The sequence below is a fragment of the Arthrobacter pityocampae genome (genome assembly GCF_002927275.1).
GTDB lineage: Bacteria > Actinomycetota > Actinomycetes > Actinomycetales > Micrococcaceae > Arthrobacter_D > Arthrobacter_D pityocampae.
Window position 1 is genome coordinate 41656 of the sequence record NZ_PRKW01000007.1, and the last position, 21572, is coordinate 63227.

General features: G+C 70.1%; 20 protein-coding genes and 1 tRNA gene. 14 read left to right on the forward strand and 7 right to left on the reverse strand.

Features of this window, described 5'->3' with window-relative positions; genetic code table 11:
* Positions 1–3 precede the first annotated feature (3 nt).
* The 6 genes from C4K88_RS15635 to fdhD all read left to right on the forward strand — a co-directional run bounded on the left by C4K88_RS15635 (position 4) and on the right by fdhD (position 4828).
* Entirely contained in the window at positions 4–1005 is a 1002-nt protein-coding gene (locus C4K88_RS15635) for an NlpC/P60 family protein (protein WP_104122602.1), read from the forward strand.
* A gap of 220 nt (positions 1006–1225) precedes the next feature.
* A complete protein-coding gene (locus C4K88_RS15640) occupies positions 1226–1723 on the forward strand; it encodes an HNH endonuclease (protein ID WP_104122603.1) in 498 nt (165 codons plus the stop codon).
* The gene (locus C4K88_RS15645; RefSeq protein WP_104122604.1) at positions 1720–2328 is read left to right on the forward strand and encodes a molybdenum cofactor guanylyltransferase; all 609 of its coding nucleotides are present in this window, start codon (positions 1720–1722) and stop codon (positions 2326–2328) included. Before C4K88_RS15640 ends, C4K88_RS15645 begins: the two co-directional genes overlap by 4 nt.
* A gap of 17 nt (positions 2329–2345) precedes the next feature.
* Positions 2346–2630, forward strand: coding sequence for a DUF6457 domain-containing protein (locus C4K88_RS15650; RefSeq protein WP_104122605.1), 285 nt, complete (start codon positions 2346–2348; stop codon positions 2628–2630).
* A complete protein-coding gene (locus C4K88_RS15655) occupies positions 2627–3898 on the forward strand; it encodes a molybdopterin molybdotransferase MoeA (RefSeq protein ID WP_104122606.1) in 1272 nt (423 codons plus the stop codon). Before C4K88_RS15650 ends, C4K88_RS15655 begins: the two co-directional genes overlap by 4 nt.
* Positions 3899–4000: 102 nt before the next feature.
* Positions 4001–4828 carry a formate dehydrogenase accessory sulfurtransferase FdhD gene (fdhD, locus tag C4K88_RS15660; protein ID WP_104122607.1) on the forward strand — a complete coding sequence of 276 codons (828 nt, stop codon included), beginning with the start codon at positions 4001–4003 and terminating at the stop codon, positions 4826–4828.
* A gap of 136 nt (positions 4829–4964) precedes the next feature.
* Here fdhD and C4K88_RS15665 read toward each other — a convergent pair whose 3' ends face one another.
* The 3 genes from C4K88_RS15665 to C4K88_RS15675 all read right to left on the reverse strand — a co-directional run bounded on the left by C4K88_RS15665 (position 4965) and on the right by C4K88_RS15675 (position 7288).
* A complete protein-coding gene (locus C4K88_RS15665; protein WP_104122608.1) occupies positions 4965–5756 on the reverse strand; it encodes an amino acid ABC transporter ATP-binding protein in 792 nt (263 codons plus the stop codon).
* On the reverse strand, positions 5743–6402 hold the full coding sequence (locus C4K88_RS15670) for an amino acid ABC transporter permease (protein ID WP_104122609.1): 660 nt from the start codon (positions 6400–6402) through the stop codon (positions 5743–5745). Before C4K88_RS15670 ends, C4K88_RS15665 begins: the two co-directional genes overlap by 14 nt.
* A gap of 67 nt (positions 6403–6469) precedes the next feature.
* Entirely contained in the window at positions 6470–7288 is an 819-nt protein-coding gene (locus C4K88_RS15675; RefSeq protein ID WP_104122610.1) for an amino acid ABC transporter substrate-binding protein, read from the reverse strand.
* A gap of 226 nt (positions 7289–7514) precedes the next feature.
* On the opposite strand from C4K88_RS15675, the gene C4K88_RS15680 reads away from it, so the two are divergent.
* On the forward strand, positions 7515–9437 hold the full coding sequence (locus C4K88_RS15680; RefSeq protein WP_104122611.1) for an ABC transporter ATP-binding protein: 1923 nt from the start codon (positions 7515–7517) through the stop codon (positions 9435–9437).
* A gap of 65 nt (positions 9438–9502) precedes the next feature.
* Here the strand turns inward: C4K88_RS15680 and heR are convergent, their stop codons facing one another.
* Positions 9503–10273: a heliorhodopsin HeR gene (gene heR / locus C4K88_RS15685; RefSeq protein WP_104122765.1), complete on the reverse strand. Its 771-nt coding sequence runs from the start codon at positions 10271–10273 to the stop codon at positions 9503–9505.
* Positions 10274–10447: 174 nt separating this feature from the next.
* Between heR and C4K88_RS15690 the strand changes: the two genes are divergently transcribed.
* Entirely contained in the window at positions 10448–11107 is a 660-nt protein-coding gene (locus tag C4K88_RS15690; RefSeq protein WP_104122612.1) for a dTMP kinase, read from the forward strand.
* Here C4K88_RS15690 and C4K88_RS15695 read toward each other — a convergent pair.
* The 3 genes from C4K88_RS15695 to C4K88_RS15705 form a co-directional block, all read right to left on the reverse strand.
* Entirely contained in the window at positions 11053–11484 is a 432-nt protein-coding gene (locus C4K88_RS15695; RefSeq protein ID WP_104122613.1) for an NUDIX hydrolase, read from the reverse strand. The genes C4K88_RS15690 and C4K88_RS15695 overlap by 55 nt on opposite strands.
* 58 nt (positions 11485–11542) lie before the next feature.
* Positions 11543–11619: transfer RNA gene (locus C4K88_RS15700), tRNA-Arg, on the reverse strand.
* A 37-nt stretch (positions 11620–11656) separates the two neighbouring features.
* The gene (locus C4K88_RS15705) at positions 11657–12286 is read right to left on the reverse strand and encodes a hypothetical protein (RefSeq protein ID WP_104122614.1); all 630 of its coding nucleotides are present in this window, start codon (positions 12284–12286) and stop codon (positions 11657–11659) included.
* 162 nt (positions 12287–12448) lie between these two features.
* Between C4K88_RS15705 and C4K88_RS15710 the strand changes: the two genes are divergently transcribed.
* The 6 genes from C4K88_RS15710 to C4K88_RS15735 all read left to right on the forward strand — a co-directional run bounded on the left by C4K88_RS15710 (position 12449) and on the right by C4K88_RS15735 (position 21495).
* Entirely contained in the window at positions 12449–13990 is a 1542-nt protein-coding gene (locus C4K88_RS15710; RefSeq protein ID WP_241522010.1) for an alanine/glycine:cation symporter family protein, read from the forward strand.
* A 111-nt stretch (positions 13991–14101) separates the two neighbouring features.
* The gene (gene pcrA, locus C4K88_RS15715; RefSeq protein WP_104122616.1) at positions 14102–16564 is read left to right on the forward strand and encodes a DNA helicase PcrA; all 2463 of its coding nucleotides are present in this window, start codon (positions 14102–14104) and stop codon (positions 16562–16564) included.
* Positions 16565–16741: 177 nt separating this feature from the next.
* Positions 16742–17908: an ADP-forming succinate--CoA ligase subunit beta gene (gene sucC, locus C4K88_RS15720; RefSeq protein WP_104122617.1), complete on the forward strand. Its 1167-nt coding sequence runs from the start codon at positions 16742–16744 to the stop codon at positions 17906–17908.
* 12 nt (positions 17909–17920) lie between these two features.
* Entirely contained in the window at positions 17921–18823 is a 903-nt protein-coding gene (gene sucD, locus C4K88_RS15725; protein ID WP_104122618.1) for a succinate--CoA ligase subunit alpha, read from the forward strand.
* A 109-nt stretch (positions 18824–18932) separates the two neighbouring features.
* Positions 18933–20363, forward strand: a complete 1431-nt coding sequence (locus C4K88_RS15730) for a sugar porter family MFS transporter (RefSeq protein WP_104122619.1) — start codon at positions 18933–18935, stop codon at positions 20361–20363.
* A gap of 76 nt (positions 20364–20439) precedes the next feature.
* Complete coding sequence (locus tag C4K88_RS15735; RefSeq protein WP_104122620.1) at positions 20440–21495, forward strand: zinc-dependent alcohol dehydrogenase family protein; 1056 nt, start codon at positions 20440–20442, stop codon at positions 21493–21495.
* The last annotated feature ends 77 nt before the right edge of the window (positions 21496–21572 follow it).

Genomic DNA, 21572 nt, shown 5'->3' on the forward strand with positions numbered 1-21572 from the left:
CCCATGTCAGCACCCCTGTCCTTCCGCCCTGCCCCCGCCCGCCACCGCGACGACGCCCGCAGCGCAGCCGGCTTCGCCGTCCTCGCGCGGACCGCATCCATCAACGCCGGTGGCATGGGCCGCCAGGCAGCCGTCTTCGCGGCCGCCTCCGGGCTCGTCCTCACCAGTGGGGTCGCCGCCAACGCCGCGGACGTCCAGCCCCAGCGCGACGTCGCGGTGTCGAGCATCACCCTGACCTCCGCCCGCCCGGCCGTCGTCGCCTCGGACAAGGCCTCCGTGTCCTTCGCCATGACCCCGGTCAAGGTGACGGCCAAGCCGGTCGTCGTCAAGAAGGCCCCGGCCAAGAAGGCTCCCGCCGACGTACCCGTGGCCGAGGCGCCTGCGGCAGCGCCCGTCGAAGCACCTGTCGTCGAAGCATCCGTGGCAGCCCCTGCGGCCGAAGCCCCCGTCGTCGAGGCGCCCGCCGCCATCGCGTTTCCCGCGGTGGCAGCCCCGATCGGAACGCCGGTCGTCCAGGTTCCCGTCACCCAGGCGCCGGTCGCTCAGGCGCCGGTCGCTCAGGCGCCGGTCGCTCAGGCGCCGGTCGTCCAGGCCCCTGTCGCCGCAGCGCCCGTCGCCGCGCCCCGCCCCGTGAAGGTCGTCCCGGCATCGACGCCGGCTCCCGCACCCTCCTCCGGTGTCGCTGCGAGTATCGCCGCGGCAGCCAAGGGCCAGGTCGGCGTCACGCAGGACTGCACGCGCCTCGCGAGCAACTCGCTCGCTGCAGCCGGCATCAACTTCCACGGCTGGCCGGCCGGCTACCTGTCCCTCGGCCGCACGGTGGGTGCCGGCGAGGCGATCCCCGGCGATCTGATTTACTACGCCGACGGCGGCATGGGCATGGCCCACATCGCGGTGTACATCGGCGGCGGCCAGGCCGTCCACGGCGGGTTCAACGGCAACACCACCGTGATCGCCCCGGCCGAACTCGGGTCCGGCGGCGTGTACATCCGCGTGGGCGGCTGACCCGGACGTTCCCGAGGACAAGAGGACCGGCACGGGTGCCGGTCCTCTTCCCGTCCACTCGAGGCAGGAGATGGCAGGAGCGACGTCCTGCGCCTCGTCGGTCCCGGCGTTACGCGGAAGGCCGGGTGCGGCTTACCCTTGCAGTGTCCATCGAAGCACTTCCCCCGATTCCGGGACGGCAACCGGTTGCGGGGGACAGGTCAGCAATGGGGCAGGTCGAATGCGCACTCTTGTTCTGAATGCAGGATATGAACCGCTGGCGGTCGTCACCTTCCGCCGGGCGCTGGTCCTCGTGCTCACCGGGAAGGCGAGCGTCGTGGCCGAGGACGACGACCCCGTGGTCGGTCCTGCCGAGGTCTTCGGGCGGCCCTCGGTGATCCTGCTCAACAGATACGTGAAGGTTCCCTACCGCCAGGACTTCGCGGCGACGCGGCGAGGGGTGCTGCGCCGTGACAACCACCTGTGCGCCTACTGCGGGAAGGCGGCATCCACCATCGACCACGTGATGCCGAGATCGCGCGGCGGGGGCGACACCTGGGAGAACCTCGTGGCCTGCTGCCTGCGCTGCAACAACGCCAAGGGGAACCGGACCCTCGCCAGCCTCGGCTGGTCCCTCCGGGTGGTCCCTCGCCCTCCCCGCGGCCCCCAGTGGCAGATCCGCGAACTCGAGAGGCCCGCGCCCCAGTGGAGCGAATTCCTCGCGGAGACCGCCGCGTGAGGGCGAACCCTCCGCTGTTCGACGCCGTGGTCCTCGCCGGAGGGCGGTCCTCCCGGCTCGGCGGCATCCCGAAAGCCGGTCTGCTGGTCGAAGGGACAACCCTGCTGGAGAGGACGTGCGCGGCGCTCGCCGGCGCCGCACACCTGGTGGTCGTGGGCCCGGAGACGAACGGGGGTCGTGCGATGCCCGGAGCGCCACTCTTCGTGCGGGAGGAACCGGCGTTCGCCGGTCCGGCAGCGGCGCTCGTGGCAGGGCTCCGGGCGGGGACGGGCCGACGGGCCCCCTGGTGCGCCGTCGTCGCCTGCGACATGCCGCGCGTCGCGGAACTCGTCGACGTGCTGCTCGCCGAGGCCGCCGCTTCCGACGACGACGCCTCGCTCGTCACCTTCGACGGGGGCCGTTGCCAGCCGCTCGCGGCCCTCTACCGGAGCGATGACCTGGCGGCCGCCGTGGCCGCGGTCCTCTCCGCCGGGACCGCCGACAACCTGTCGATGCGCAGCCTCCTTGCTAGTGTGAGGACCAGACCTGTCCCGGTTGCGCCGGGCACAACGCACGACGTCGACACCTGGGCTGATGCGAGGGCACTGGGAATCGACGTCCCCTGACACCTGCCGGAGGGCTCATGGACGATCGCCAGAGACTGCTGCACGAATGGACCGGACGGCTGCTCGCCGCCTTCGAGATCGACGGGACGGACGTGGACATCGACGCCGTCCTCGACCTGGCCGGGAAGGCCGCCCATGGGGTCGTGCGCCCGGCCGCGCCCCTGACGACGTACGTGGTGGGCTACGCCGCCGGTCTCGCCGTCGGCAGCGGACAGGCCGACGAGGACGTGGCCATGCGCTCGGCACTGGCGGTCGCCGATGCCCTCTGCGCCGAGGCCGCGACGGAAGGCGGTACCGCATGATCGAGGCCGGCGCAGCAACGAACGTCGACTGGGCCACGGCCCGGGCCCTGGCCTACGGCGCCGGGCGCCCCCTGCCCTTCCAGACCGTGCTCCTCGCCGATGCGCTCGGGCAGACCCTCGCGGAGCCCGTGTACGCCCTCCAGCCGATACCGCACTACGCGTCGTCCGCGATGGACGGCTGGGCGGTCAACGGCGCACCGCCCTGGACGCTCGTGAGCCGTCCCGAGCCCGCGGAACACCCGCGCGGCGGCAGGCCGACCCCGCACAGCGATTCCGGGGAGATCTCGCTCGCGCCCGGCGAGGCGACCTTCATCCTGACGGGTGGCGTGGTGCCCCAGAACGCCGTCGGCATCCTCCGGACCGAGCGCGGCGCCGTCCGTGGAGGCACGCTGGAGCGCAACGCGTCCGCGCGCCCCGACGAGCCGTCGGCCGGCGAGCACGTTCGGCCCGCCGGTGAGGAGGCGGCCGAAGGATCCCTGGCGATCCCCGCCGGCGTCGTCCTCAACCCGGCCCAGATAGCCCTCGCCGCGGTCTGCGGCCACGACACCCTCGCCGTCCTGCGGGCGCCGCGCGTGTCCCTGCTGATGACCGGTGACGAGGTGATAGAACACGGCCTTCCGCATGCGGGCCAGGTCCGGGACACCTTCGGTCCCCAGCTGCCCGGCTTCGTCGCGATGCTGGGCGGCCACGTGGACGTGTCCGGCCGCGCGAAGGACGACCTCGACGACGTCGTGGCGGCCATCAGCGCCGAACCCACCGACGAGTTCTCCCTCGCCCGGGCCTCCGGCGACGTGCTCATCACCACGGGCGGGACCGGCAGCTCCATGGCCGATCACATCCGCCGGGCCCTCATGGAGGTCGGGGCCGAGATGATCATCGACGGCATCGCCATGCGCCCCGGACATCCCACCCTGCTCGCCCGGCTCCCCGACGGCCGCTTCCTCGTGGGGCTCCCCGGCAACCCCCTCGCGGCGATGATGGCGATGATCACGGTCGCCGGGCCCCTGCTCGCGGGCCTGCGCGGCTCCTCGCTGGACGAGCCCTCACCGGTGGTGACGGCCGCCGCGTTCGAACCCCTACCCGACAGGAGCCGCCTGGTGCCCTACCGGACGGAATCCGGGCGGGCCGTGCCGAGCACGCACCAGCGCTCCGGGATGCTCCGCGGGCTCGCCGCAGCCGATGGCGTGATGGTGGTCCCCGCGGAGGGGTGCCGGGCCGGTGACTCCGTGCAGGCCCTGTCGCTGCCGTGGGCACCGCCCAGGGCCTGACGGGCGTAGCGTTTCACCATCCAGGTTTTTCGTGTCGGCACCGACACACCAGGCAGATGCCCGGGGGTCGACAGAGCCCCGGGCCGGAATAAGGAGAGCCGGATGAACCGGGTCACGCAGCGCCGCCGCATCACGAAGTTCCGGATCGGAGCGCAGACCGGACGTCGCGAGGACGTGCTCGCCGGTGAGGAGCCGCTGGAGATCCGCCTCGACGGCAAGGCCTTCACGGTGACGATGCGCACGCCGGGCGACGACTTCGACCTCGTGGCCGGCTTCCTCGTCTCGGAGGGTGTGGTCTGGGAGCCGGGCCAGCTGCCGAGCCTGCGGTACTGCGCGGGCGTGGACGACAACGGTCAGCAGACCTTCAATGTGGTGGAGGCGCAGCTCCGGCCCGGCGTCGAACTGCCGGACACCGCCATGGAGCGCCACGTCTACACCTCGAGCTCGTGCGGGATCTGCGGCACCGCGTCCATCGACGCCGTCCGGAAGTCCTCGCGGTTCGACCTGCACACGGACGCCGCGCCCATCGACCTCGGGATCCTCGCCTCGCTGCCGGACCGCCTGCGCGAGAGCCAGAAGCTGTTCGACCGCACCGGCGGCGTCCACGCCGCGGGGCTCTTCACCGCGGAGGGGGAGCTGCTGTGCCTGCGGGAGGACGTGGGACGGCACAACGCCGTCGACAAGGTGGTGGGGTGGGCCCTGCGGGAGGGCATGCTGCCCCTGCGCGGGACGATCCTCCAGGTCTCCGGGCGGGCCTCCTTCGAACTCGTGCAGAAGGCGCAGCTCGCGGGCATCCCGGTCCTCGCAGCGGTGAGCGCGCCGTCGTCGCTGGCGGCGGACCTCGCGGACGACGCCGGGCTGACGCTCGTGGGCTTCAGCCGCGGCACGACCCTGAACTGCTACTCCCACCCGGACCGTATCGCGGCCTGACCGGCGTCAGGCAATGCCGGGGTGCGGCGTCGCGTCCGCGTTCCCGGCGCCAGGGGCGTGTCGCGGCGGGACACGCCGTCGTCCGACGGTCCCTGCCACGGAAGCGGTGCGGGAACCCGCACTGGACCGGGCGAACCTAGAACGGGTTGAGCAGGCGCTGCACGAAACGCCGCGTGCGCTCCTCGCGGGGATGGCGCAGCACCTGGTCGGGGTGCCCGTGCTCGACGACGACCCCGCCGTCCATGAACACGACCTCGTCCGCGACCTCGCGGGCGAAGGCCAGTTCATGGGTCACGATCACCATGGTCCACTTCTCCTCCGCGAGCTCCTTGATGACGGTGAGCACCTCGCCGACCAGTTCGGGGTCCAGGGCCGACGTCGGCTCGTCGAACAGGAGCAGGTCCGGCTGCAGCGCCAGGGCCCGGACGATCCCGACGCGCTGCTGCTGCCCGCCGGACAGGTTGAACGGGTAGGCGTCGCGCTTCTCGGCGAGGCCCACCCGCGCGAGCAGCCGTTCGGCGTCCGCGACCGCCTCTTTCCGGGGCCGCTTCTGCACCTGCACCGGTCCCTCGATGATGTTCTCCAGCACCGTCCGGTGGGGGAACAGGTTGTACGTCTGGAAGACCATCGCGCTGCGGTCGCGCAGCGCCAGGGCGTCCTTCTTCGGGACCTTCGCGGCGAAGTCCACCGACGGACCGCCGCGGAAGGCGACGGTACCGGCGTCGGGCGTCTCCAGCCCGTTCAGGCACCGCAGCACGGTGGTCTTGCCGGACCCCGAGGGGCCTACGAGGGCCACGACCTGCCCGCTGTCGATGTGCAGATCTATCGAGGACAGCACCCGGGTGGTCCCGAAGGACTTCTGCAGGTCCGTGACCTGGAGCAGTGGGCCCTCCGTGGTGTGCGGACGCAGGGGATCAGTGGGCAACATAACGATCCAATCGCTTCTCGAGCACGGTCTGGCCGCTGGACAGGACGAGGCAGAAGACCCAGTAGATCGCGGCGGCTTCCATGTAGATCAGCATGAACTGCTGGGAGTACGCCGCAATCTGCTGTGCTTCGCGGAACAGCTCCGTCACGAGGATCAGCGACGCCAGCGAGGTGTCCTTCACGAGGCTGATGAACGTGTTGGACAGCGGCGGCACGGAGACGCGCGCCGCCTGCGGCAGGATGACGCGGCGCAGGGTCAGCGTCCGGGACATCCCGATGGTATGGCCCGCCTCCCACTGGCCCTTGGGCACGGACAGGATGGCGGCGCGCAGGATCTCCGCCGCGTAGCCGGCAACGTTGAGGGAGAACGCGATGATCGCGCTCGGCCAAGGGTCGAGGGTCACCCCGATCGAGGGCATCCCGTAGAAGATCACGAACAGCTGCACCAGGAGCGGGGTGCCCCGGATGACGGAGACGTAGAACCGGGCGATCCCGGCCAGGACGGGCTGGCCGCTGATCCGCATGAGCGCGACGACGAGGGCGAGGGCGAGCCCTATCGCGAAGGACGCGAGCGAGAGCGGGATGGTCCCCGTCAGACCGCCCGAGAGCATGGGCCAGAAGGAGGTGCGCAGCAGCTCCCAGTCCATCAGTCAGCTCCGGGGGCCGCTGCGCCCCGTGGGCAGGGGCGCGACGGCGTCCGTCGTGGCGTCGGCATCACTCGCTGACGTCGGTGCCGAAGTACTTCTCGGAGATCTCGGCGAGGGTCCCGTCCGCGCGCAATTCGCCGAGTGCCGTGTCGATGGCGTCCACGAGCTCGGTGCTGCCCTTGCGGACGGCGACGGCGCTCTGGGAGGTCTCGTCGGTGGTGGCCGCGATCTTGATGGCGTCGTTCTTGTCCGTGTTCTGGTAGTCGAGGTAGGTCAGCTCGTCGTTGATCGTCGCGTCGACGCGGCCCTGCTCGAGGAGGGTCACGGACTGCGCCCAGCCCTCGACGGGCTCGACGTTCGCGCCGCTCTCGGTCGCCAGTGCGTTCCAGTTGCTGGTCAGGGACTGCGCCGTCGTCTTGCCCTCGAGGTCCTCGAAGGAGGAGATGTCGTCGTTGTCGGCGCTCGTGACGATCACCCCGGAGCTCACCGTGTAGGGCGCGGAGAAGTCGTAGGCCTCCTTGCGCTCGTCGGTGATGGAGACCTGGTTCGCGATGACGTCGAACCGGCCCGCCTCGAGACCTGCGAAGATCGCGTCCCACTGGGTCTCCTCGAACTCCGCCTCGACGCCCATCTTCTCGGCGACCGCGGTGATGACCTCGACGTCGTACCCGGTGAGCTCCCCGCTGCCGCCCTCGTGGTAGCTGAAGGGCTTGTAGGTGCCCTCGGTGCCCACGGTCAGGACCCCGGAGTCCTGGATCTCCTGGAGGGAGGTGGCCGGCGCCGGTTCCGAGGAGCCGCCGTCACCGGCAGGAGCCGACGACGAGCAGCCGGCGAGCGCCAGCGTGAGGGCTGCGGCGGTACCGAGGATGGACAGGCGGAGATTCATGGGATGCTTCCTTGGGGTGTGGGGGACAGGCGCGGCGGTCGCCGGAAATAGAAGGGCTCCTGAACGGCTTGAACCCTAGGTGTAACTGCTCCGCCCGCTCGCGGCCGGAATCGGAACACTACCGATGTGAACACCGGGACAACCACTTATTGTTCCGCAGCATGACGGCGGGGTCCGGAACACCCACGCATTCGAGCCGAAACCGGCATCCACGGAAGGAACGGCCATGAGCATGGAAGGCGCGGCGTGGAGCTCGCTCTACAGGATCTCGACGGCGAAGGGCAGCAAGCACGGCTTCTCCCGGGAGACGGTCCGCCGGATCCTGACCTTCGCCGTGCCCTACCGCGCGAAGCTCGTGCTCTTCATGCTGCTGTCCGTTGCCGGCGCGTTCCTCGCCGTCGCGACGCCGGTCCTAGCCGGGCAGGTGGTCGACGTCATCGTGGCCGATGGCGAGGTCCGGACGATCGTGTGGCTTGCCTCCATCATCGCGCTGGTCGCCGTCGTGGACGCCGGGGTGTCCCTGCTCACGCGCTGGTACTCGTCGCGCATCGGTGAGGGAGTCATCCTGGACCTCCGCACCGCCGTGTTCAACCACGTGCAGAAGATGCCCATCGCCTTCTTCACCCGGACGCGGACCGGCGCCCTGGTCAGCCGCCTCAACAACGACGTAATCGGCGCGCAGCAGGCATTCAGCGGCACGCTGTCCGGCGTGGTCACGAACCTGGTGGCCCTGATCCTCACCCTCGCCGTCATGCTGAGCACCTCCTGGCTCGTGACCGTGCTCGCCGTCCTCATGCTGCCCGTCTTCCTGGTGCCGGCCCGCCGCATGGGCAGCCGCCTCGCCGCGCTCCGCCGCGAGGCCGCCGACCACAACTCGGCCATGAGCACCCAGATGACGGAGCGCTTCTCGGCGCCCGGCGCCACGCTCGTCAAGCTCTTCGGCCGCCCGGACGAGGAGGCCGAGGAGTTTCGCATCCGCGCCGCCCGCGTCCGGGACATCGGGGTGCGCACGGCGATGCTGCAGTTCGTCTTCTTCACCGCCCTCATGCTCGTCTCCGCGCTGGCGCTCGCCCTCGTGTACGGGCTCGGCGGGACGCTCGCGCTCGCGGGCAGGCTCGAGACGGGGGACGTCGTCACGCTCGCGCTCCTCCTCACCCGCTTGTACGCGCCGCTGACCAGCCTCGCGAACGCGCGCGTCGAGATCATGAGCGCGATCGTCAGCTTCGAACGCGTCTTCGAGGTGCTGGACCTCGAACCGTTGATCCGGGAGAAGCCCGACGCCGCCGTCGTCCCCGACGGCCCCGTCTCCGTGGAGTTCGACGACGTCCGCTTCGCCTACCCGTCCGCCGACAAGGTCTCCCTCGCCTCCCTCGAGGAGGTCTCCACGCTGGACACCCGGGGCGGCGAGGAGGTGCTGCACGGGGTGTCGTTCCGCATCGAGCCCGGCCAGACCGTCGCGCTCGTCGGCACCTCGGGTGCCGGCAAGTCGACCATCGCCCAGCTCCTGTCGCGCCTGTACGACGTCGACAGCGGCGCGGTGCGCCTCGCGGGCGCCGACGTCCGGGACGTCACGTTCGCCTCGATGCGCCACACCCTCGGCATGGTGACGCAGGACGGCCACCTGTTCCACGAGACCATCCTGTCCAACCTGCGCCTCGCACGTCCCGAGGCCACGGAGGACGAGGTGTGGGACGCCGTGCGCCGGGCCCGGCTGGAGCCGCTGATCCGGTCCCTGCCCGATCAGCTCGACACGATGGTGGGCGAGCGCGGGTACCGGCTGTCCGGCGGCGAGCGCCAGCGCATGACCATCGCCCGCCTCCTCCTCGCGCAGCCCCGCGTGGTGATCCTCGACGAGGCGACGGCCGCCCTCGATTCGACGTCGGAGGCGGCCGTGCAGGCGGCCCTGAGCGAGGCACTCGAGGGGCGGACCGCCATGGTCATCGCACACCGGCTCTCGACGATCCGCAGCGCGGACCTGATCCTCGTGGTCGAGGACGGGGCGATCGTCGAGCGCGGGACGCACGCCGAACTGCTGGCCGTGGGCGGCCGGTACGAGGAACTGCACCGGACGCAGTTCGCCGTGCAGAAGGCCGTGGCCGCGGACGAACAGCCCGAAACCCTGAGCGGCGTCCAGGGGTCGGCAGTCTGATGGAGGCGTTCTGACGGAGGCGTCCTGACCGAGACGATCTGACGGAGACGCTGTAGTAGCGGCGCTCAGTCGGTGAACGCGGGGATGATCGCTCCCGCGAACACCTGCCAGGCCAGGGCGCTCTTCGCGATGAAACTGAGGACGATGTACACGCGCTCGCCGTACAGGTAGTCGCGCCACGGACCGACCTGCCGGTACTGGAGCAGTTGGTTGATGGCGAAGACGTTGAAGAACAGGAACAGCGAGATGATGATCCCGTAGACGAAGCCGGGCGGTTCCGCCGCGCTCGTCGATCCCAGGGACAGGAAGTAGATCAGGATCGCGATCCAGGGCACGATCCCGGCCAGCGAGCCGAGGACGAAGGGCAGGAGGTTGCCGCTTCCGGGCCGCTCGTACTTCTCTTGCAGGGCGCCGAAGCCGATCATCGTCGCGTTGAGGGCGAACAGGGAGATCAGGGCCGCGATGTCCGTGATCCCGGTGGTCTGGGCGATGAGCCAGATCATCACGGACGAACTCAGCGAGTACTCGACCCATCGGAAGTAGTTGTGCCCGGCCCTCAGTCCCGCCGTGTAGCGGGCGAAGAACGGGGGTGAGGCGACGGTGAAGTGGAAGAGCGCGGACAGGGCCAGGAACAGGACGACGCCGGCGCCCACGTTGACGGCGAAGAGTTCCACGCGCTCGGGCGGCAGCGGGAAGCCCGGCGGGCCCGTCAGGTAGTCGGCCGTGACGGGGAACGTGACCTGGTCGTCCAGCCTCACCAGGAGAACGGTGAAGAGGACGGCCTGCAGGAGGTGCAGGGCACCGGCCGCCACATTGAAGGGGCGTAGGCGACGCATCCGGTCAGGGGTAGCGCCGGTGCTGTCGGCCGGGCTGCCGACGGGGTCTGAGCGGGTGGGGTCTGAGCGGGCGGGGCGCGCCATGGGGTCTCCTGACGGGAGGACCTAAGCCTTTCGGGGTGACCACCCTAGCATCGCCGGCCCCGCCCGGACAGGGGGTACCTAGACTGGGCCATGATCATCGTTCTCGCCGGGATCGACGGTGCAGGCAAGAGCACGGCGGGCCTGCTGCTCGTCGAGCGGCTGAGGGCAGCGGAGCGGGCTGCGGTCTTCACCATGAACCGGTCGGGTCGCCGCTCCATCACCGCCTGGTGCGGACGCCGGGACCTCCACCCGCCCGTGGCTCTGCTGGACGCCGTGGAGACCCTGATCCGGTGTGCCAACGTGCTGGTCTCCCATGCGCGGGCCGGCCCCCGCGCCACTGTCGTGGTCATGGACCGGTACCTCTACTGCCAGCTCGCGCTCCGGCACCTGCGGGGACTGCCGGCGGGCTGGTTGCTGCCCTTCCTCCTCGGGGTCCTGCCCACCCCCGACCTGGTGGTCTACCTCGACGTCCCCGCGGAGCTCGCGCACGCCCGGGTCATGAGCCGGGCCGTGGACAGCGAGACCGTCGAGCATCTGGGCGGCCTCGATACCGCCTACCGGCAGCTGGGCGTCTTCCCGACCTTCCTCGTCCTCGACGCGAGCCGCACGCCCGGGCAGCTCGTCGAGGACATCCTGCAGGAACTCGGGGCAGCCAGGCCGGACCCCGCGTCTCCGTCCGGCGTCGGGGGCTCCCGTCAGGACGCGCCCCTCAGCGGCCCGCGGTCCCCGAGCAGCCGGGGGATCACGTAGTCGACCAGCAGGGGAGCGAGATCCCGGCGTCCGGCTGCGTCCCCGAGGTCGAGCCACGCGAGCTCCTCGATCTCCGCGGCCGGGAGCGGTTCGGCGGTGAGGGGGCAGCGGAAGACGGTGGCCACCAGGTGGGTGTCCACCTCGTTCGCGGCCGGCCCGTCCCATGTACCGAGCAGGGAGAGGTCCTCGGGCCGGACCCTCAGGCCCAGTTCCTCGAGCAGCTCGCGGGAGCCGGTCTCGGCCGGCGTCTCGCCCGGTTCCGGCTTGCCGCCGGGCTGCATGAATAGGGTGGTCCCGCGCTTCCGGACGAGCAGCAGGCGGCCGGCCTCGTCGAGCAGGCACAGGGCCGTGACGGTGATCGTCGGAGCCTCAACCACGGGTCACGGTCCCTCTCCTGCGCGGAACGCGGGGGGATCCGCGGCCCCGCGTCCGCTGTGGTGCCCCTGGCCGGAATCGAACCGACGACCTTCCCTTTAGGAGAGGGACGCTCTATCCTACTGAGCTACAGAGGCTCGGATCGGCTGGTGGAGCCGATCCGGCGGTCCCAGCTTACCTGCTTCTCGTCCCGGCTCCTGCGTCCCTGCCGACCGCCGCCCGGAGCCGCCGCGGCAGGAACACGGAGGCGGCACCGGCCGCGAGGCTCAGCGCGAGCAGCACCCAGCGCAGCACCGTCAGCGTCGAGGCCAGCGCCACGGCCGCGGCGTCGGGCGTCGCCTCGGCGAGCACGGCGTCGATCGCGACGTTCTCCCACAGGTCGACGACGACGAACAGTATCACCGGCGCCCACAGCACCCAGCGGAGCCGGCGGCGCCCGGCGTTGAGCTGGATCAGCAGGAGCCAGGCGAACGCGAAGATCAGCGGGAACAGCGTGCCGGCTGTCCGGTGGAGGTAGCTCAGCTGGCCGCGGGCGTCGTCGTCCATCGCTCCGCGGAGCCGCTCCACGTACCCGGCGTCGTAGCCGCCGATCATCATGTCCGGCATCGCGAGCCCTCCCGAGAGCTGCGTCATCTGCCCGAGCGTGAGCAGGTGGAAGTACCAGAAGAGGAAGAGGGAGGCGACGGCGGCGGCGATCACGACCAGGCTGCCGTTGGACCGGGTCCGGTCCGGCCGGGGCGGCTCCGGGGCGGCGGAGGCTCCGGTGGAGTGCTTGCGTGCGATCTGCGCCCTGGTACGTCCCATGACAGCAGTATGGGCGACGATCGGCGCCCGCCATTCATCTCCCGGACACCATGGCGTCCACGATGCCAAGACGTGACTTATTTCCGCCTTGCGCGGCTTGTGATTGCGCTCACGCGCCAAGAACGGTTTTCTTGGAGCATGCCCTATACAACTTCGTTACCCATGACAGCTGCGTCCGACGACGTCGGATGGCTCGCTGCCGTCGACGAGGCGATCAACAATGCCTTCGCCCGACCCACCGAGATCTTCTCGAGCATCGTGTTCTTCCCCATCACCATCGGCGACGTCAGCTTCCCGGCCGTCGTCGCCTGGCTCATCCTTGCCGGCATAGTCTGCACGATCTACTTCGGAGTCCCGCAGTTCCGCGGCCTCAAGGTCGGCTACGAAGTGGTCCGTGGACGCTACTCCTCCAAGGACGATCCCGGTGAGGTGCCCCACTTCCAGGCCCTCACCTCGGCCCTCTCCGGGACCGTCGGCCTCGGCAACATCGCCGGCGTCGGCGCGGCGATGGCGCTCGGCGGCCCGGGTGCCACCTTCTGGATGATCTGCGCCGGACTCATCGGCATGGCCACGAAGTTCGCGGAATGCACACTCGGCGTCAAGTACCGCGAAGTACATGAGGACGGGTCGATCAGCGGTGGCCCCTTCAAGTACCTGCCCATCGCGTTCAAGAAGCTCGGCAGCGTTCCCGCGAAGATCCTCACCGGTATCTTCGCCGTCGCCATCCTCATCTTCGGTGTCGCCGGCGGCAACATGTTCCAGGCCAACCAGACCTTCGCCCAGGTCCAGAACGTCACGGGCGGCGAGGACGGGCCCCTCGGCAGTGCCGGGGCCGCGCTGATCTTCGGCATCGTGCTCGCCTTCCTCGTGGCCGTGGTCATCCTCGGTGGCATCAAGTCGATCGGTGCCACCACCTCCCGGCTGGTCCCCGCGATGGGCGGGATCTATGTCCTGGCCTGCCTGACCGTCATCCTCGTCAACGTCGACCAGGTGCCCGCCGCCATCGGAGCCATCATCAGCGGCGCGTTCAACCCGCAGGGCATCGCCGGCGGCGTCCTCGGCGTCCTGATCGTCGGCTTCCAGCGGGCCTCGTTCTCCAACGAGGCCGGCGTCGGCTCGGCGGCCATCGCGCACTCCGCCGTGAGGACCCGCCGCCCGGTCAGCGAGGGCTTCGTGGCCCTCTACGAGCCGCTCGTCGACACCGTGATCATCTGCACCATGACGGCGCTCGCCATCATCATCGCGGGCGCACCCAGCCTGCAGAACGGGATCGACCAGGTGCAGGGCGGGGGAGACACGCCCGACGGCGTCATCCTCACCTCGGACGCCTTCGCGACCGTGCTGCCCTGGTTCCCGATCGTGCTCGCGATCGCCGTCGTCCTGTTCGCCTACTCGACCCTCATCACGTGGTCCTACTACGGCCTCAAGGCGTGGGAGTACCTGTTCGGGCGCGGCAAGGCGGCCGAGGTGGCGTACAAGGTGATCTTCCTGTTCTTCACGGTGGCCGGCTGCGTGCTGACCTTCAGCCAGGTCATCAGCTTTGCCGACGCGGCGCTGTTCGTCTGCGCCTTCGTCAACCTGCTCGGCGTGTACTTCCTCCTGCCCGTCATCAAGCGGGAGATGCGCGACTACCTCGCGGACCGCAAGAGCGGCAAGCTGGCGATCCTCGGCATCGAGAAGGACGAACTGCAGCCGGAGAGCTAGGACCGGTCCGCTGCACCCCGGAACTGCCCCCGTCGGTCCGCCGGCGGGGGCAGCTCCATGCCCGGGAGGAACCCGGTGGGTGTCGGGGGCACGGCCTAGACTGGGAACACCATGGACATGCTCTTCGACCCCTACGTCTCCCCGCCCACGCCCGCCGAGAAGAAGCGTGCCCGGGAGGCGGCGATGGCCTCCGCCGCGGGCGACCCGGCCGCGGAGCACGTCCCCGCCCGCGCCGGCGTGGACGAGCACCGGGCCCGGGAACTCCTGCTGGGGCTGAACCCCCAGCAGGAGGAAGCCGTGAAGCACGGCGGATCGCCGCTGCTGATCGTCGCCGGCGCCGGGTCGGGCAAGACCCGCGTGCTCAGCCACCGGATCGCCCACCTGCTGGCCACCGGCCGCTCGCACCCGGGGCAGATCCTCGCCATCACCTTCACGAACAAGGCCGCCGCCGAGATGCGCGAGCGCATCGAGGGCCTGGTCGGCGATGTCGCGAAGCGGATGTGGATCTCCACGTTCCACTCCTCCTGCGTGCGGATCCTCCGCCGCGAGGCCGCGTCAGTGGGCCTCAATTCGAACTTCTCCATCTACGACTCCGCGGACACGCTGCGCCTCATCACGCTCGTGGCCAAGGGACTGGACCTGGACCCCAAGAAGTTCGCACCGAAAGCCATCCAGCACAAGATCAGCGCGCTCAAGAACGAGCTCGTCGACGAGGAGACCTTCGCCTCGACCGCCGGTCTGTCCGATCCCTTCGAGCAGGCCGTGGCCGAGGTCTACTCGGGCTACGCCCAGCGCATGCGCCAGGCCAACGCCATGGACTTCGACGACCTGATCGCCCAGACCGTCTACATGTTCCGGGCCTTCCCCGGCGTGGCCGACTACTACCGGCGGCGCTTCCGCCACGTCCTCGTCGACGAGTACCAGGACACCAACCACGCGCAGTACGCCCTGGTCCGGGAGATCGTCGGCGTGCCCGGCGAATCCTCGGAGGACCCGGCGGAGCTGACCGTCGTCGGCGACTCCGACCAGTCCATCTACGCGTTCCGCGGCGCCGACGTGCGGAACATCGTCGAGTTCGAGAACGACTACCCGAGCGCCCGCACCATCCTGCTGGAGCAGAACTACCGCTCCACCCAGAACATCCTGACCGCCGCGAACGCGGTCATCTCCCGGAACCCGGACCGCCCGGAGAAGCGCCTGTGGACGGCCGAGGGCAGCGGCGAGAAGATCGTCGGCTACGTGGGCGAGAACGAGCACGAGGAGGCCCGCTTCATCGCCGAGGAGATCGACCGGCTCCAGGACGAGGACGACATCCGGCCCGGCGACGTCGCGATCTTCTACCGCACCAACGCCCAGTCGCGCTCCGTCGAGGAGATCCTGCTCCGCGTCGGTCTGCCCTACAAGGTGGTCGGCGGGACACGTTTCTACGAGCGCAAGGAGATCAAGGACGCCCTGGCGTACCTGCGCGTCCTCGTGAACCAGGACGACGTCGTCAACCTCCGCCGCATCCTCAACGAACCCAAGCGCGGCATCGGCGACCGCGCCGAGTACGCCGTCGCGTCCCTGGGTGAACGCGAGCGGATCAGCTTCATGGAGGCCCTGCGGCGGGCCGACCAGGCGCCGGGCATGGCGACGCGCTCCGTCAACGCGGTGACCGGCTTCGTGAAGCTCATCGACGACCTCGCGGAGGTCGCGAGCGGCTCCGGCGCCTCGGCGGCCCTCGAGGCCGTCCTGGAGCAGACCGGCTACCTGGAACAGCTGCGCACCAGCAACGACCCTCAGGACGAGTCCCGCGTGGAGAACCTGGCCGAGCTCGTCGCCGTCGTCCGCGAGTTCGAACGGGACAACCCCGAGGGGACGCTCGGCGATTTCCTCGAGCAGGTGGCCCTCGTGGCGGACGCCGACCAGATCCCGGACGCCCCCGACGGGTCGGCCGCCGACGTGCAGCGCGCCGTCGAGGAGGCCCGGGCGCAGGGCGTGGTCACCCTCATGACGCTGCACACCGCCAAGGGCCTGGAGTTCCCCGTGGTGTTCCTCACCGGCATGGAGCAGGGCATCTTCCCGCACCAGCGCTCCGCGACCGATCCGAAGGAGCTCGCGGAGGAGCGGCGCCTCGCCTACGTGGGCCTGACCCGTGCCCGGCAGCGGCTCTACATCACGCGCTCCGAGGTGCGCAGCATGTGGGGCCAGAGCCAGTACAACCCGGCGAGCCAGTTCGTCAGCGAAATCCCGGAGGAGCTCATCCACTGGAAGCGCGAAGGCGCGGCGAAGCCCGCCTGGACCTCCGGCGGAGGCAGGGAGAGTGGCCCGCGGTTCAGTGGGTCCTACTGGGGTGCGAGCGGTGGCGGGTTCGCCGGCGGGGCCCCGGCGCCCTCCAGGAGCGTGGGGCGCGTGCAGCCCCAGAAGGAAGTCGTGTCCGTCGCCGTCGGCGACCACGTCAACCACACGAGCTTCGGCAACGGCACGGTCCTGTCCGTCGAGGGTGCGGGTGACAAGACCGTCGCGAAGGTGCGGTTCGACGTCGGCGAGAAGCGGCTGCTGCTGCGCTACGCGCCCCTCACGAAGGTGGCCTGACCCGGGCGGATCATTCCCGGAGCGCGCCTAGCAGTCCACAACACGTCCGCGCAAATTTCTACAAGAGATAGAAGTGTGGGCTTCCTCACGAAACGGATACTCTGGGGAAGGCCCCCGGCCCGAGGGACTAAAGTTCCCTCTTGTAAACCTACTTCGACGTAGAAGGACACTAGCTAAGTGGACCTGTTTGAATATCAGGCGCGCGATCTTTTCGAGGCACACGGGGTTCCCGTGCTCGCCGGCATCGTGGCGCAGACCCCAGAAGAAGCAAAGGCAGCAGCCGAGAAGATCGGCGGTGTCGTGGTCGTCAAGGCCCAGGTCAAGGTGGGCGGTCGCGGCAAAGCCGGCGGCGTCAAGGTCGCCAAGACCCCCGATGAGGCCTTCCAGTACGCTTCGGACATCCTCGGGATGGACATCAAGGGGCACACGGTCCACAAGGTGATGATCGCGCAGGGCGCGGACATCGCCGAGGAATACTACTTCGCGGTCCTCCTCGACCGCTCCAACCGGAACTACCTGGCCATGTGCTCGGTGGAGGGCGGCATGGAGATCGAGCAGCTCGCCGTCGAACGCCCGGAGGCGCTCGCGCGCATCGCCGTCGACCCCGGCACGGGCATCGACCAGGCCAAGGCCGAGGAGATCGTCGACGCCGCGGGCTTCGCCCCGGAGCTCCGCGAGGGCGTCGTCCACGCCATCCTCAAGCTCTGGGACGTCTTCGTGAAGGAGGACGCCACGCTCGTGGAGGTCAACCCGCTCGTGAAGACCGGCAGCGGCGAGATCCTCGCGCTGGACGGCAAGGTCACGATCGACGAGAACGCCGGGTTCCGCCAGGCGGGCCACGCCGCGCTCGAGGACTCGGCCGAGACCGATCCCCTGGAGGCCAAGGCCAAGGAACACGACCTCAACTACGTCAAGCTCGACGGCCAGGTCGGCATCATCGGCAACGGCGCAGGGCTCGTCATGTCCACCCTCGACGTCGTTGCGTACGCCGGTGAGGCGCATGGCGGCGTGCTGCCCGCCAACTTCCTCGACATCGGTGGCGGAGCCTCCGCCGAGGTGATGGCCGCCGGTCTCGACGTCATCCTCAACGACTCACAGGTCAAGAGTGTCTTCGTGAACGTCTTCGGCGGCATCACCGCCTGCGACGCCGTCGCCAACGGCATCGTGAAGGCCCTCGAGATGCTCGGCGACGAGGCCAACAAGCCCCTCGTGGTGCGCCTCGACGGCAACAACGTCGACGAGGGCCGCCGCATCCTCGCCGACGCCAACCACCCGCTGGTCACGCTCGCCGACACCATGGACGAAGGCGCCGACAAGGCCGCCGCGTTGGCCAACGGAAAGTAAGGGAACACCCGCATGTCTATCTACCTCAACAAGGACTCCAAGGTCATCGTCCAGGGCATCACCGGCGGCGAGGGCACCAAGCACACCGCCCTCATGCTGAACGCCGGGACGCAGGTCGTCGGCGGCGTCAACGCCCGCAAGGCCGGCACCACGGTCACCCACGGCGACGTCACCCTCCCCGTGTACGGCACGGTCGAGGAAGCCATGAAGGAGACCGGCGCCGACGTGTCGATCGTCTTCGTCCCGCCGGCCTTCACGAAGGACGCCGTCGTCGAGGCGATCGAGGCCGGCATCGGGCTCGTCGTCGTCATCACCGAGGGTGTCCCCGTACAGGACTCGGCCGCGTTCTGGGCCCTCGCCCAGTCGAAGGTCGACGCCGACGGCCAGCAGGTCACCCGCATCATCGGCCCCAACTGCCCGGGCATCATCACGCCTGGCGAGTCCCTCGTGGGCATCACCCCGGCGAACATCACGGGCAAGGGCGGCGTGGGCCTCGTCTCGAAGTCCGGCACCCTGACCTACCAGATGATGTTCGAGCTCCGCGACCTCGGCTTCTCGACGGCCATCGGCATCGGCGGCGACCCCGTCATCGGGACCACCCACATCGACGCCCTCGCGGCGTTCGAAGCGGATCCCGAGACCAAGGCCATCGTGATGATCGGCGAGATCGGCGGAGACGCCGAGGAGCGTGCGGCCGAGTTCATCAAGGCGAACGTCACCAAGCCCGTCGTCGGCTACGTCGCAGGCTTCACGGCCCCCGAGGGCAAGACCATGGGCCACGCCGGCGCAATCGTCTCCGGGTCCGCCGGGACCGCGCAGGCCAAGAAGGAAGCGCTCGAGGCAGCCGGTGTGAAGGTCGGCAAGACGCCGTCCGAGACCGCCAAGCTCCTCCGCGAGGTCTACGCGACCCTCTGATCCTTAGGGTTCGACAAGCCTCCTCCACCTGCGGGCGGGGGAGGCTTTCGCGTGGAAGGGGCCGGGCGCCCTCGACAGGACCAACGGACGACCAGCAGGAGGTGAGGGCATGAGCGGCCTGACCAGGAACGGCGCGGCCGTCGCGGCTACGCAGACCGACGCACGCCGGCAGCACGGACGCCTCCGGCGTGCCACGTGGGTTGCGACGCTCGGCGGCCTGCTGTTCGGCTTCGACACGGGCATCATCAACGGCGCGCTGCCGTTCATGGCGGACGATCTGCGCCTCACGGCCGTCACCGAAGGGCTGGTGGCGAGCTCGCTGGTCTTCGGCGCCTCATTCGGTGCCCTCGCCGGAGGGCGGCTCGCGGACGCCTACGGCCGCCGCCGGATGATCATGGTGCTCGCGGCCGTGTTCCTCGCCGGGACGCTCGGCTCCGCCCTCGCCCCCGGAGTCCCGGTCATGGTCGCCTCCCGGCTGATCCTCGGGCTGGCGGTCGGCGGGGCCTCGGTCCTCGTTCCCCTCTTCCTCGCCGAGCTGTCCCCGGCCGCCCGGCGGGGGCGGACGGTCACCCGCAACGAACTCATGATCGTCACGGGCCAGCTCCTGGCCTTCAGCAGCAGTGCGTTCCTCGGGAGCGTCTTCGGCGACGGCCACGGCATCTGGCGGTGGATGCTCGTCCTCGGGACCCTGCCGGCCGTCGGCCTCTGGATCGGCATGCACTTCGTCCCGGAGAGCCCCCGCTGGCTCGCGGCGAGGGGCGCCTTCGGGCCCGCCCTGCGCGTGCTCGAGTCCCTGCGGCCGCCGGACGTCGCCCGCAGCGAGTTCGACGCGCTCGAGGCCCTGGCCGTCGAGAGCCGCACGCAGGACCGCGCGGGCGTCCGGGACCTCCGCGAACCCTGGCTCCGCCGCATCGTCGTCGTCGGCCTCGGGCTCGCCGTCATCCAGCAGATCACCGGCGTGAACTCGATCATGTACTACGGGACGAGGATCCTCGAGGTCGCAGGATTCGGCACGCAGGCCGCGCTGACCGCGAACATCGCCAACGGGATCATCTCCGTCGCGGCGACCTTCGTCGGCATCTGGCTGCTCGGCCGGGTGGGACGCCGCCCCATGCTGCTCGTCGGGCAGATCGGGACGACGTCGGCCCTCCTCGCCATCGGCGTCGTCTCCCTCCTGGTGCCGGAGGGCACGGCCCGGGGATTCCTGATCCTGGCCCTCACCGTCACCTTCCTGGCCTTCCAGCAGGGGGCGATCTCGCCGGTGACCTGGCTGATGCTGTCCGAGATCTTCCCGATGCGGCTGCGCGGCCTCGGCATGGGCGCGGCGGTCTTCGTCCTGTGGATGGTCAACTTTGCCGTCAGCCTCGGCTTCCCCATCCTCATGGACGCCGTCGGCATCTCCAACACCTTCTTCGTGTTCGTGGTCCTCGGCATCATCGCTATCGTCTTCGCCCGCCGCACCATCCCCGAGACCCGAGGGAAGACCCTGGAGGAACTGGAGCGCGGGTTCAGGGCCGCGGTGGACGGACGACGGCGGTAGAGCCTCCCGTCGCTCGGCTTGTAAGGTGACGGAAGGGGACAATCGATTGCGTCAAGCAAGCTTCTAGGAGATCACCATGCGCGCCACCATCATCCACGGGCCCGGCGACATCCGGGTCGAGGACCGCGACTACCCGAGCATCATCCGCCCGACGGACGCCGTGGTGAAGGTCACGGCGTCCTGCGTCTGCGGCTCCGACCTCTGGCCCTACCGGGGCGTCCGGCCCACCAAGGAACCCAAGGCGATCGGCCACGAGTTCGTCGGCGTCGTGGAGTCCGTGGGCGACGACGTCCGCGACCTCGCGGTGGGCGACTTCGTGATCGCGCCCTTCGTGGACAGCTGCGGCACCTGCCCGCAGTGCGTCAACGGCGTGACCGTGGCGTGCGACCACCTGGTGGGCTGGGGCAGCACCGACGAGCACGGCGATGTCGTGCAGGGCGGCCAGGGCGAGGCCGTGCGCGTCCCCCAGGCCGATGGCACGCTGCGGAAGGTGGACGGCGTCACAGAGCCCGACGCCGCCCTGACGGCCAGCCTGCTCACCCTCTCCGACGTGATGTCCACCGGCCACCACGCCGCGGTGTCCGCGAACGTCGGCCCCGGCAGCGCCGTCGTCGTCGTGGGCGACGGCGCCGTGGGCCTGTGCGGGGTCCTCGCCGCCAAGCGCCTGGGCGCAGGGCGCATCATCGCCATGTCCCGCCACGCGGACCGCCAGGCGCTCGCCCGCGAGTTCGGCGCCACGGACATCGTCGCCGAGCGCGGCGACGAGGGCGTGGAGAAGGTCCGCGAGCTGCTCGGGGGAGTCCTCGCCGACTCCGTCCTCGAGTGCGTGGGTACGAAGGAGTCGATGGACCAGGCGCTGCGCAGCACGCGTCCCGGCGGACACCTCGGCTTCGTCGGTGTCCCGGCCGGCGGACCGGAACTGCCCATCGGCGTGCTCTTCGCGAAGAACATCACCGTGGGTGGCGGGATGGCACCGGCTCACACCTACATCCCGGAACTGCTGAAGGACGTCCTCGACGGGACGATCAACCCGGGCCGCGTCTTCGACGTCGAGATGCCCCTCGAGGACGCCGCCGAAGCCTACAAGGCCATGGACGAGCGCCGCGCGATCAAGGTGCTGCTCAAGCCCTGACCCCAGGACGCGCCGACGCCGAAGGGCTCTCCCTGCGGGGCCCTTCGGCGTCCCACGTGGGTTGGCCGGCAGTGGAC